This window comes from Silvania hatchlandensis, assembly GCF_025564065.1.
Classification (GTDB): Bacteria; Pseudomonadota; Gammaproteobacteria; order Enterobacterales; family Enterobacteriaceae; genus Enterobacter; species Enterobacter hatchlandensis.
On sequence record NZ_JAMGZK010000046.1, the window covers coordinates 74604 to 86999 of the forward strand.

Here is a 12396-nt window from a genome sequence, read left to right on the forward strand (position 1 = left end):
AGCATTGGAATAATCGACGATATAAAAGGCGTCGGTTATTTTTTTTTGCATGTACGAAAATCATTTAAATCAAGAGGCCGGGCTTCGTACCGGATAGATACTTACTAAAATCCGACAGTTGTTGTCGCTGAGGAATACAGAAAATGGGGCAATCTTTTGCTTACGCGGCGGTATTTACCGTAATGGAGAATCACCATGTCGCATAACGCTACTCCAAAAACCTCTCGCGTGGAATTACGTAAAACCCTTACGTTGATTCCGGTTGTTATGATGGGCCTTGCCTACATGCAACCGATGACGCTGTTCGATACGTTTGGTATCGTTTCAGGCCTCACTGACGGTCACGTTGCAACGGCGTACGCCTTTGCGCTGGTCGCTATTCTCTTTACTGCGCTGAGCTACGGTAAACTGGTTCGTCGTTTCCCGTCTGCAGGCTCTGCGTATACCTACGCTCAGAAATCCATCAGCCCGGCTGTCGGCTTTATGGTGGGCTGGTCATCGCTGCTGGACTACCTGTTCATGCCGATGATCAACATTCTGCTGGCGAAAATTTACTTCGAAGCGCTGGTGCCATCCGTACCTTCATGGATTTTTGTTGTCGCGCTGGTGGCCTTTATGACCATCTCTAACCTGCGCAGCATCAAGACCGTGGCCAACTTCAACACCCTGATTGTGGTGCTGCAGATGGGTATTGTGTCGGTCATTGTCGGACTTATTATCTACGGTGTTGCCCACGGTGAAGGGGCGGGGACGCTGATGAGCTCCCGTCCGTTCTGGTCTGAAAATGCTAACGTAGTGCCGATGATTACCGGTGCAACAATCCTGTGCTTCTCGTTCCTGGGCTTCGACGGCATCTCTTCGCTGTCGGAAGAGACCAAAGACGCTGAGCGCGTGATCCCGAAAGCCATCTTCCTGACGGCACTGATTGGCGGCGTGATCTTTATCGGCGCGTCTTACTTCCTGCAGCTCTACTTCCCGGATATCTCTCGCTTTAAAGAGCCGGATGCGTCGCAGCCAGAAATCATGCTGTATGTTGCGGGTCAAACCTTCCAGTGGGGCGTGCTGGTTTTCTCCAGCGTCACCGTTCTGGCTTCCGGCATGGCAGCGCACGCAGGTGTTTCTCGTCTGATGTACGTGATGGGCCGCGATGGCGTCTTCCCGAGCCGCTTCTTCGGTTACATTCACCCGAAATGGCGTACCCCGGCATGGAACGTACTGCTGGTTGGTGTCATTGCTCTGATGGCGATTAAATTCGACCTGGTAACGGCGACGGCGCTGATTAACTTCGGTGCGCTGGTGGCGTTTACCTTTGTTAACCTCTCGGTGATCTCTCAGTTCTGGATCCGTGAGAAGCGCAATAAAACCCTGAAAGACCACTTTAACTACCTGCTGATGCCGGTGTGTGGTGCGCTGACGGTCGGTGCGCTGTGGATTAACCTGGAAGAGAGCTCCATGATTCTGGGTCTGATCTGGGGTGGTATCGGTCTGATTTACCTGGCATGCGTGACCAAAAGCTTCCGCAATCCGGTTCCTCAGCACGAAGACATCGCATAACGGCGACATGACCCGTAGGCCTGCACAAGCGCAGCGCCGCCGGGCAAAAAAAAACCGGAGTTTCTTACTCCGGTTTTTTTATGTCTGCAATAACTCAGACAATTTCCTGCGCATACTGATACAGCGCTTTTAACAGCGCCTGCTTCTCGCTGTTCCCTTCATATTGACCGTAAAGGCTCTCCAGCTCCTGGGCGTAGGCCTGCAGGAACTCCGGGGTAAACACGTTGCGTCGATGCTGCAACCAGCGCTCCTGCTCCACTTCATCCAGCGTGCCGGGGTAATTGCGCGCGCGGTAGTTAAAGATCAGCTTCTCAATACGCTTATCGACAAAGCTGATATCCAGCGCGGGCAGGTTGCGAGGCTCAGTCTTTAAAACGATATTCATTGCCGCACGGTCAGCATCGCTGAAAAAGCCGTTGTAGAGCTGGGCATCGACGTTCTCCGACGGGGTAAACGGCTCGGCTTCGGCAAAGATGGCCACTACCTTGTCACGCACCTGCGGGTTCTCACGCAGCAGCTTCAGGTTGTCCAGACAGCGCTGTCTGTCGATACCCAACCGTTCAGCATCTTCCGGGCGCAGGGTACTGGCAGGTGCCAGCACCGGGCACTTGTTGATGTGTACCAGCTTCACCGGCACGGCGGCGTCATCGCCGAGTGCTTCTTTCGGGGTGTACAGTCGCTCACGAAGCTGGTCGCTGTCCAACGTCAGTAGTGGCGACATATCGCCCGCCAGGTCCACCATAATCACCGCGTTGCGGTTTTCCGGATGCCAGGCCAGAGGAGCGACCCAGCTGGTATTGCCGCGCCAGGCGCCGAACATACCGGAGATATGCACCAGCGGTTTCATCTGCGGCACGTCAATCAGGGTGGTTAATTTTTGCTTGCTGCGATGGCTGAGCAGGTATGCAAACAGCTTGGGCTGCTGGGCTTTAACCAGCTTCGCCATTGCGATGGTGGCGTAGACATCCGCCATCGCATCATGGGCATTGCTGTGCTCAATGCCGTTGGCGCGAGTCAGGTGCTCAAGGCGGAAGCTGGTCAGCCCTTCATCATTTTCAGGCCAGTTGATCCCCTCCGGGCGCAGGGCATAGCAGGCGCGCATTACGTCCAGCAGATCCCAGCGCGAGTTGCGGTTTTGCCAGCTCCAGGCGTAAGGATCGTAGAAGTTACGGTAAAAAATGTGGCGGGTGACTTCATCATCGAAACGCACGTTGTTGTAACCCACCACGCAGGTATTCGGGACCGTAAACAGATCGTGGATGCGGCGGGCAAACTCGGCTTCGTTAACCCCTTTCTCGCGGGCTTCCTGCGGCGTGATGCCGGTGACCATCACCGCGCCGGGCTGCGGTAAATAGTCATCAGCCGGTTTGCAATAGAAAACCTCCGGCTCGCTAATGATGTTGAAATCCTCATCGGTGCGGATCGCGGCAAACTGAGAAGGGCGATCCAGCGAGGGGCTGGTGCCAAAGGTTTCGTAGTCGTGGAATAAAAATGTGGGCAGCGCGGCGGAGTCAGACACCAGTAATACCATCCTGTTTATGAGTGACGCCGCTATGGTAAACCATCCGGCCAGGCGCGCCGAAGAAAAAGCGCCTTCAGGAGTGAAATTTGCGACCTTCTGTCCGGGAAAAACCTGCGTGCTGTCACATTTTTTTGCAATTATTCCAGGTATCGACACAAGAAGTTCCGTAAAAAGGGCAACGATTTTAAACGACCTGAGGATATACCGTTGAAACGCCGTCTGTTTATTGCTGTTTCTTTACTCACTTTAAGCATCTCATCCGCGCTGGCTGCCGATCCCATTCACTATGCGCCGCAGCCGCCCGCAATTCAGGCAGGATCCTGGGTGCTGATGGACTATACGACGGGGCAGATTTTAACGGCGGGCAATGAACATCAGCAGCGTAATCCGGCCAGCCTGACCAAGCTGATGACCGGTTACGTGGTCGATCGCGCTATCGACAGCCATCGCATCACCCCGGACGATATGGTGACCGTCGGCCAGGATGCCTGGGCAAAGGGCAATCCGGTGTTTGACGGCTCCTCGCTGATGTTTTTGAAGGCGGGTGAGCGGGTATCGGTGCATGATCTCAGCCGTGGCCTGATTGTTGACTCCGGCAATGACGCCTGCGTTGCGCTGGCCGACTACGTGGCGGGCGGACAGCCCCAGTTCGTCAAGATGATGAACGACTATGTGCAAAAGCTGAATTTACGCGATACCCATTTTGAGACGGTTCACGGCCTGGATGCCCCGGGCCAGCATAGTTCTGCCTTCGATCTGGCGGTGCTCTCCCGCGCCATCATCCACGGCGAGCCTGACTTTTATCACATGTACAGCGAGAAGAGCCTGACCTGGAACGGCATCACCCAGCAGAACCGCAACGGCCTGCTGTGGGATAAATCGCTTAGCGTCGACGGTCTGAAAACCGGCCACACCTCCGGCGCCGGTTTTAACCTGATTGCCTCGGCCGTTGACGGCCAGCGCCGCCTGATTGCCGTTATCATGGGGGCGGAGAGCCCGAAAGGCCGTGAGGATCAGGCCCGCAAGCTGCTGCACTGGGGACAGCAGAATTTCGATACCGTGCAGATCCTGCATAACGGCAAGCAGGTCGGCAGCGAGCGTATCTGGTACGGCGACAAAGAGACGATCTCTCTGGGTACCGACCAGGACTTCTGGCTGGCCCTGCCGAAGTCAGAGGTGCCGAATATCAAAGCCAAATACGTGCTGGACAAAAAAGAGCTGGAAGCCCCGATCGCTGCGCACCAGCGGGTAGGTGAGATTGAGCTTTACGATCGCGATAAAGTGGTGGCTCACTGGCCGCTGGTGACGCTGGAAAGTGTTGGCAAAGGGGGAATGTTCTCCCGTCTGAGCGACTATCTGCACCACAAAGCCTGACCCGGCAGTGAGCAGGCTGGCGAGGGTGCGAGTCTGCTCACATAATAAACACAGCACAATTGTTAAACCGCTTTTCTCTGCTTTAGAGTGTATGTATATACAGTAATCAAACGGAGGCAGCATGGACTACAGCATCACGCACCAGAACAAACGCAAAATCGCCGGTTTTCATCTGGTTGGCCCCTGGGAGCAAACCGTTAAGCAGGGTTTTGAACAACTGATGATGTGGGTAGATGGCCAGCGGATCCAGCCGCTGGAGTGGGTGGCGGTCTATTATGATAACCCTGACGAAGTACCGGCTGATAAGCTCCGCTGCGACACGGTGATCACCGTGCCGGACGATTTTACGATCCCCGCCAACAGCGAAGGGGTGATCCTTACCGAGGTGGCCGAAGGCGACTATGCTGCAGCGACCGCCCGGGTTGAAAATCACGACTTTGCCACCCCCTGGAATCATTTCTTCGACAGCCTGCTTGAAGACGGCAAATACCAGATTGCGCCGAAACCCTGTTTCGAACGTTATTTGAATGATGGCAACGCAGACGGCTACTGGGATATCGAAATGTTTATTCCTGTACAAAACAAAGTTGGTTAAAAGGTCATCAATACCCACGCTTTGCCGGGTTTTTCTGCCGGAGGTCACTCCTTCGGCAGAAAACGCAGTACAATCAGGGTTTGCCGTAATGCTGGAGAGCGTGTGTGCGCCCCGACAAATCATTAACGCCTTTTGAAATTCGCCTGTATCGCCACTACCGCACGGTTCATGGATGCCGTATTGCGCTGGCGTTTGTCCTCACCTTTTTACTGGTACGTCTGCTGCATGTACCGGAGGGGACGTGGCCGCTGATCACGCTGGTGGTGATCATGGGGCCGATCTCCTTCTGGGGCAATGTGGTCCCGCGCGCGTTTGAACGTATTGGTGGGACTATCCTCGGCTCAGTACTGGGGCTAATTGCCCTGAAGCTTGAGCTTTTCTCTCTGCCGCTGATGCTGGTGTGGTGCGCGGTCGCTATGTTCCTTTGCGGCTGGCTTGCACTGGGCAAACGGCCCTACCAGGCGCTGCTGATTGGCATCACCCTTGCGGTGGTGATCGGTGCGCCGACGGGAGACATGCACACCGCCCTATGGCGAAGCGGCGACGTGATCCTCGGCTCCCTGCTCGCGATGCTGTTTACCGGCATCTGGCCGCAGCGGGCGTTTTTGCACTGGCGTATTCAGATGGCGAACTACGTCACCGCTTTTAACCGGGTCTATCAAGCTGGTTTTTCCCCCAATCTGGTCGAGCGCCCGCGGCTTGAGAAACACCTGCAAACCATCCTCAATGACGTGGTCAAAATGCGCAGCCTGATTACTCCGGCCAGCAAAGAGACCCATATTCAGAAATCCATCTTCGAAGCGATTCAGACCGTCAGCCGCAACCTGGTCTGCATTCTGGAGCTGCAAATCAATGCGCACTGGGCCTCCCGGGCCAGCCATTTTGTTATGCTCAATGCCCGGACGCTGAAAGAGACACAGCAGATGACCCAGCAAACGCTGCTCACCATCGCCCATGCGTTGTACGAAGGTAATCCGCAGCCGATTCTGGCCAATACCGAGCGGCTGAACGAAATCGTTGCCGAGTTGCGCCAGCTGATCAACGATCAGCGCGGTGAAAACGTGGCGGAAACGCCTATTCATGGCTATGTATGGTTGAGCATGGAGCTGGCTCGCCAGCTGGAGCTGCTGTCTCATCTTATCTGTCGGGCATTGCGCAAATAAAAAGCGGACATGCGCAGTTATGATGCCTGCTGCTTCGATTCAGCAGAAATTGAGGTTATGATAGGGCCAAAGGAAAAATTATTGTCATCAGCAATCGCTGTCAGTAAGGTTAACGCCATCGCGGTTGTTTAAACGAATCCGAATCTCACATTATCAGGGGTGTAAAAATGGAAACTACCAAGCCTTCGTTCCAGGACGTTCTGGAATTTGTCCGTCTGTTCCGCCGCAAGAACAAACTGCAACGTGAAATTCAGGACGTTGAGAAGAAGATCCGTGACAACCAGAAGCGCGTTCTGCTGCTGGACAACCTGAGCGACTACATCAAGCCAGGCATGAGCGTAGAAGCGATTCAGGGCATCATTGCCAGCATGAAAACCGACTACGAAGATCGCGTAGACGACTACATCATCAAAAATGCCGAGCTGTCGAAAGAACGCCGCGACATCTCCAAAAAGCTGAAAGTGATTGGCGAAATCAAAAACGGCGAAGCAAAAAGCGAGTAATCGCCGCAGGCTATAAAAAAAGGCTCTCTGCATCACAGAGGGCCTTTTTTATTGGCAACATAACGTCATTTAAGCCAACGATGAAAAGCAAAAAGCCTGCTCGTAAGCAGGCTTCTTAAATTTGGCTCCTCTGACTGGACTCGAACCAGTGACATACGGATTAACAGTCCGCCGTTCTACCGACTGAACTACAGAGGAATCGGTGTGGAGTGCTATCTTAGCGGCGAAAAAAGTTTTGTCAAACCTGATCTTACCCATTATGTTCAACTGCTGATTCTGTCGACAGTTTGTCGTAAATCCCTGGATATTTTTGTGGGAAATACTTTGCAGGATCGTCTATTCTCCCTCATTATTTGAAAAGGAGTTTCAACTTTCTCTCTTTAAGGTCCATTTTGAACGTCACCTCCGCTTTACGCCAGGTTGTGCAATGCACGCCCTGGTATGCCAAACGTAAGAGTTACAAAGTTCTGTTCTGGCGTGAAATCACCCCCCTTGCCGTGCCTATCTTTCTGGAAAATACCTGCGTCCTGATGATGGGCGTGCTCAGTACCTTCCTGGTGAGCTGGCTTGGAAAAGAGGCGATGGCGGGTGTGGGCCTGGCTGACAGCTTCAACATGGTGATCATTTCGTTCTTTGCCGCTATCGATCTCGGTACCACGGTGGTGGTGGCCTTTAGTCTCGGCAAACGCGATCCGCAGCGCGCGCGGGCGGCGGCCAGGCAGTCGCTGGTGATCATGACGTTGTTTTCCATCGTGCTGGCGGCGGTGATCCACTACTTTGGCGAGGAGATCATTAATATTGTCGCCGGAGAGGCTACAGGTGAAGTGAAAGCGCTGGCGCTGTCGTACCTCGAAATGACGGTTCTCAGCTACCCGGCCGCGGCGATTGCGCTGATTGGCAGCGGGGCGCTGCGCGGGGCGGGGAATACTAAAATACCGCTGCTGATTAATGGTGGGATGAACATCCTCAACATCATGATCAGCAGCGTGCTGATTTACGGCATCTTTTCCTGGGACGGGCTCGGCTTTATCGGCGCGGGGCTGGGACTGACCATCTCCCGCTACGTAGGCGCAGTCGCCATTATTGCGGTGCTGGCGGTGGGTTTTAACCCGGCGCTGCGCATCAGCTTAAAAAGCTATTTCAAGCCGCTGAACTTTGCCATTATCTGGGAAGTGATGGGCATCGGCGTACCGGCCAGTATTGAGTCGGTACTGTTTAACAGCGGCAAGCTGCTGACCCAGATGTTTGTCGCCGGGATGGGTACCGATGTTATTGCCGGTAACTTTATCGCCTTCTCCATCGCTGCCTTAATCAACCTGCCGGGCAACGCCCTCGGTTCAGCTTCTACCATTATCACCGGTAAACGGCTCGGGAAAGGGCAGATAGGGCAGGCGGAGCGTCAGTTACGCCATGTATTCTGGCTCTCCACCCTTGGCCTGACCGCCATTGCATGGGGAACCGCGCCGTTTGCCAGCTTGCTGGCATCGTTCTATACCCAGGAGCAGGACGTTAAAGACGTGGTGGTTATCCTCGTCTGGCTGAACGCTGCCTTTATGCCGATCTGGGCCGCCTCGTGGGTACTGCCTGCCGGGCTCAAAGGGGCACGTGATGCCCGCTTTGCCATGTGGGTCTCGATGCTCGGAATGTGGGGGTGTCGCGTAGTGGCGGGTTATACGCTGGGGATCATGCTCGGAATGGGCGTGGTTGGCGTTTGGTTGGGGATGTTCCTGGATTGGGCGGTACGCGGCGCACTGTTCTACTGGCGGATGGTCAGCGGACGCTGGCTGTGGAAATACCCACGGCAAAAACGTGACCAGGCCCTACATAGTGGTGCAGAACGGTTGCCAGATGCACAAAGTGGAGAATAAATCGGCAAACGATACGAATTGTGCATTCTGCCTTTGACAATACCAGGTGGCATCGCTAATATTCGCCCCGTTCACACGATTCCTCTGTAGTTCAGTCGGTAGAACGGCGGACTGTTAATCCGTATGTCACTGGTTCGAGTCCAGTCAGAGGAGCCAAATTCTTGTTTTCATGCTGCGTTGTGAATCCTTATACGATTTGGATTCATTAAGTTAGCGTGAAAAACCTTACCGATGCATTTTCAGTTTCCCCTCTGCATCGGGAGAATTTGCTAGTCAGATTTGGGTCATTTCTGTTTGAAAATGGAGTGACCACCCTATGTCTCTTACCCATACCCATACCCATATCCAAATCTGTAATCCAAAACTTTCTTCATCTCCCTTTAAGTTCGCTGATTCTCACAGTTAATACCTGATTGTTAATCCAGGCGGTTCACGTCTCTGGTATCTCAAATATCGTTTTAACGGGAAAGAATCCCTTACAGTGTGTTGATGACTATCAGCAGGATCGGGAATTAACCCGACTGGTGAGGATGTTGACTCTGCATCTATCTGGATGCAAGCCGTGAAGGATTCTTTGCACCCTGGATTTCCGCGCGACAACATAAGGTATGCCTGAGCCAGTAATACCTGGGTTTATGGAAGTTGAAAAAGCCGCTCCCGCTTACCCCGGGAGCGGCTTTTTTTTAAAGAACCTGCACCAGCAAAGATTTGACGTGTTAAACCGATGAAATTGCCATTGTTACATTGACCGACAGCGCACAGCCTGAAGGTTTTTGGAGAAGGCGAGTGGAAAGTCAGGCAGCATGAGGCTGACGTGCGGCGCAAGCTTCATACGACCATAGCCAGTGTGACGCACGAAAATATCTTTTATGACACATGACACATGACACATGACACATGACACACGCTACTACCATGAGCATAGTTACGCGGTAGCGAATCAGCATCTGAGCGGCAGCAATAACTCCTGGAAATGGCCGTATTTTCATTAGGTTGATACCCATCCGTTGAGCTGTAGGATCTGCTCAAGCTTGAAAACTGGAGCGAAAGCGGTGCACAGGCCAAAATCGTCGCGGGTAAGAGCCTGAGCTATGAAGGTCAGAGCGTTACGGTTACAGCATAATCCCTCCTGAACCCGGTTGTCGTCGCGCTATCGGATTACCCCATCTCCCGCTCGCCCCTCTTATGTATTCCACTACTAAATAAAATAATTCATATTAATAATAAATAACTATCATTCACAAAGAATCGATCGATAAAAGCTATTAATTGCATTGAGTGTGACATTCATCACAAAACAGGGCTGCTCAACGTTTATTATTTACTGCATAGCAACACCATATAGTTCTATTACAAAAAATTGTCTCATCATGCAGTAAATTTTTTTACTTATACAATCGTTGGAGGTAATTGCTTTGACATGGAAAGACCCATCATTAAATGCATTTTTTAACTGCATTAACATTATATTATTAGGCGCATGTGGTGTTCTTGTTAGTCATTTCCTTGACGTTAAGTCTGGTCAGTCGGAAAAGAATTTATTTCCGGCATTAGCACAAATTATTATGTCAGGATTTACCGGCGTAATTTCTGGAGATGCTAATGATAAATCATGAATTTGGTATAGCTACTGAAAAGAATCTTAAAGGTGTGCATAAGGACCTGTCTGACGTGATGAGAAGAGCATTGAAATTATCACCTATTGATTTCGGTATTTCAGAAGGGTTAAGAAAGCAAAAGCGGCAGCTTGAGCTTCTGGCATCAGGAAAATCATTAACGTCAAAAAGCAGGCATTTAACAGGGCACGCCGTCGATGTATTCGCCGTCATAAATGGTACAGCATCCTGGGAGTTTAAACATTACCAGACAATTGCAACTGCGGTGTTTCGGGCAGCGAAGGAGTTATCTGTTGATGTTGAGTGGGGGGGTAATTGGACGGAAATAAAGGATGGCGCTCATTTTCAACTCTCACGAAAGATGTACCCTGAATAGTATCTGGAATATTGAGGAGATCTATTTACACAAGTAATAGGATTCGCCTTCATCTGCAGGATGATTAAACTCATCCTTGTTTACTCAGCTGTTTTTTAAGAGGAGCATTATAATACAAATCTGTTTTTTAATTACTACAGTACTAAGTTATAAGTCAGGCCTTTATTTGCTCGCTGTTTCTATTGGCGACCCCTTGCTGTCCTGACAAAAAACCGTATCTACATCTAATGGAACGAACCCAAAAGGAATACGATAATGACAATTAATTATGTTAAAACTGAACTTGCACCGGCCGACAATCAGCTCGCTGCATACATTTATTTTACTTCAGATACGCCAGTAAGCTATTCTTATACTGTATCAAAAAGGACAACCAGCCCAACCAGCGTAGATTTTTCCTATACGTCGGATCTGATTTATGGTGTTTCTCAAACCATAAAAATCCCTGTTATTGGCCTGTATGCGCAATATGCAAACAACGTCCAGGTCGTATTTAAGGATGGAACTGGGGCTGAAGTTTTCAATCAGACATTCTCTATTAGTACGGAAGATCAGGTTTATGATAAATCTGTCATCTTCCACCTCGATATTGAACAAACAGATCCTGCACTATTTACATCTGTATGGGGAAATAGCTGGTTAATGCAATCTACTGGCCGTGGTTACGACCAAAATGGCGACCTGCGTTTTAACTTTTTATCGGTTTATCATCTTCAGCCGTTAAGAATTCACAATGGTTACATCTATACTGGTAGCGATGAAGATATGTCGTGGTATGGTCGTCGCTTTTTCAAAATTGACATTCTCGGTAATGTCATCTTTGAATTCGATTTGCGTGACGCTAATGGCAATCACTATTCAAACACGCACGATTTAGTCTGGGACTCAGCAGGCGATATTTATATGTTTGGTAACGACAGCCCTAATCGGATAACCAATACGATGGGACAAGATTCCTTGGTTCTAAAATTCAACGATCAGACCGGGAAGATGATTTGGGCAAAAAACTACACCAGTGAGTATAGCGGCTCTCAAATCTTAAATAATAGCACTCCTAATGATATTCATTTAAACTCGCTTTCATGGATTGCAAGTAGTCCAAATAATGATGAGGCAGTCATTGTTCATTCCCGTTCAACGAGTACGACTTTTGGCATATCTATCACTGATGGTAGTATCTTATGGGTAATCGATACAGGTAATTACAACCCTCAATTTCCGGTAAATCCAGAAACTATTCACATTGATAACTCTGGTATTACTAACTATGAAAATGGTGCTCACACTGTGTGTATCACTAATAACAGTGCATTTGCTGACAATATCGACTCTACCGTGGGGAAATTTGTTTTATCTGTCTTTGATAATAGATCTTGTCTTGCTGCGGATGGAAGTCCTGTAATTCGTCCGATGAATGACAATGCGACAGACGATGCCTATTCAACACCTCCGGCTCGTATTCTATTCTATGCTGTAGACTTAGCAGCCAAAACAGCTGTAGAAATTCACGCACCTATTGAGCTACCAACAAAACCCATCATCCAATGGACTGATTTTATGGGGGGAGTGTTTGACCATGATGATTACTTCGTTATTTTTACCAACCATGCCCGTTCATTCTTTATCTCCGATGTGAACGGCAATATGATTGCCTCTATCTACGATGTAATTTCTCTACCTGATGGCGCGCCTCAATTCCCTGCAGAGGGCTATCGTGCAAGATTATTTAGCGAAACAGAACTGTCTGACTTAATTACTACGGCATCAGTTACTGTAAATTAATAAAAAGATATAATTATAAAAACAGAAGCAATCGATCATCGGT

Annotated in this window: 11 protein-coding genes, 2 tRNA genes and 3 pseudogenes; 14 read left to right on the forward strand and 2 right to left on the reverse strand. The window is 50.4% G+C overall.

Annotation, left to right across the window (positions count from 1 at the left end):
* The first annotated feature begins 143 nt into the window (after positions 1 to 143).
* Complete coding sequence (yoeI, locus tag M8014_RS22850) at positions 144 to 206, forward strand: membrane protein YoeI (protein ID WP_418939545.1); 63 nt, start codon at positions 144 to 146, stop codon at positions 204 to 206.
* Complete coding sequence (locus M8014_RS09470) at positions 196 to 1554, forward strand: APC family permease (protein WP_271268678.1); 1359 nt, start codon at positions 196 to 198, stop codon at positions 1552 to 1554. The genes yoeI and M8014_RS09470 overlap by 11 nt, the downstream gene beginning before the upstream one ends.
* A 94-nt stretch (positions 1555 to 1648) precedes the next feature.
* Here M8014_RS09470 and sbcB read toward each other — a convergent pair whose 3' ends face one another.
* Complete coding sequence (gene sbcB, locus M8014_RS09475) at positions 1649 to 3073, reverse strand: exodeoxyribonuclease I (RefSeq protein ID WP_271282238.1); 1425 nt, start codon at positions 3071 to 3073, stop codon at positions 1649 to 1651.
* A 204-nt stretch (positions 3074 to 3277) separates the two neighbouring features.
* Between sbcB and dacD the strand changes: the two genes are divergently transcribed.
* The 4 genes from dacD (at position 3278) to M8014_RS09495 (ending at position 6711) form a co-directional block, all read left to right on the forward strand.
* Complete coding sequence (gene dacD / locus M8014_RS09480) at positions 3278 to 4450, forward strand: serine-type D-Ala-D-Ala carboxypeptidase DacD (RefSeq protein WP_271282349.1); 1173 nt, start codon at positions 3278 to 3280, stop codon at positions 4448 to 4450.
* A 121-nt stretch (positions 4451 to 4571) separates the two neighbouring features.
* Positions 4572 to 5045 (forward strand): DNA gyrase inhibitor SbmC, encoded by a 474-nt coding sequence (sbmC, locus tag M8014_RS09485; protein ID WP_271282239.1) that lies wholly within the window; start codon positions 4572 to 4574, stop codon positions 5043 to 5045.
* Between the two features lie 104 nt (positions 5046 to 5149).
* Entirely contained in the window at positions 5150 to 6208 is a 1059-nt protein-coding gene (locus tag M8014_RS09490) for an FUSC family protein (RefSeq protein WP_271282240.1), read from the forward strand.
* Between the two features lie 167 nt (positions 6209 to 6375).
* Positions 6376 to 6711: a DUF496 family protein gene (locus tag M8014_RS09495; protein WP_095282548.1), complete on the forward strand. Its 336-nt coding sequence runs from the start codon at positions 6376 to 6378 to the stop codon at positions 6709 to 6711.
* 122 nt (positions 6712 to 6833) lie between these two features.
* Here the strand turns inward: M8014_RS09495 and M8014_RS09500 are convergent.
* Positions 6834 to 6909 (reverse strand) — tRNA-Asn (locus tag M8014_RS09500).
* A gap of 155 nt (positions 6910 to 7064) precedes the next feature.
* On the opposite strand from M8014_RS09500, the gene M8014_RS09505 reads away from it, so the two are divergent.
* The 8 genes and pseudogenes from M8014_RS09505 to M8014_RS09540 all read left to right on the forward strand — a co-directional run bounded on the left by M8014_RS09505 (position 7065) and on the right by M8014_RS09540 (position 12353).
* Entirely contained in the window at positions 7065 to 8579 is a 1515-nt protein-coding gene (locus M8014_RS09505; protein WP_271282241.1) for an EmmdR/YeeO family multidrug/toxin efflux MATE transporter, read from the forward strand.
* 80 nt (positions 8580 to 8659) lie between these two features.
* Positions 8660 to 8735: transfer RNA gene (locus M8014_RS09510), tRNA-Asn, on the forward strand.
* 160 nt (positions 8736 to 8895) lie between these two features.
* Positions 8896 to 9054 (forward strand): annotated as a pseudogene (locus M8014_RS09515) (Arm DNA-binding domain-containing protein); the annotation flags it as partial.
* A 288-nt stretch (positions 9055 to 9342) separates the two neighbouring features.
* Positions 9343 to 9438: pseudogene (locus M8014_RS09520) on the forward strand (IS5/IS1182 family transposase); the annotation flags it as partial.
* A gap of 114 nt (positions 9439 to 9552) precedes the next feature.
* A pseudogene (locus tag M8014_RS09525) lies at positions 9553 to 9702 on the forward strand (RNA-binding S4 domain-containing protein).
* 292 nt (positions 9703 to 9994) lie between these two features.
* Positions 9995 to 10195, forward strand: a complete 201-nt coding sequence (locus M8014_RS09530) for a phage holin family protein (protein WP_271282242.1) — start codon at positions 9995 to 9997, stop codon at positions 10193 to 10195.
* Positions 10182 to 10571 (forward strand): M15 family metallopeptidase, encoded by a 390-nt coding sequence (locus tag M8014_RS09535; RefSeq protein WP_271282243.1) that lies wholly within the window; start codon positions 10182 to 10184, stop codon positions 10569 to 10571. The genes M8014_RS09530 and M8014_RS09535 overlap by 14 nt, the downstream gene beginning before the upstream one ends.
* A gap of 255 nt (positions 10572 to 10826) precedes the next feature.
* Complete coding sequence (locus M8014_RS09540; protein WP_271282244.1) at positions 10827 to 12353, forward strand: aryl-sulfate sulfotransferase; 1527 nt, start codon at positions 10827 to 10829, stop codon at positions 12351 to 12353.
* Positions 12354 to 12396 lie beyond the last annotated feature (43 nt).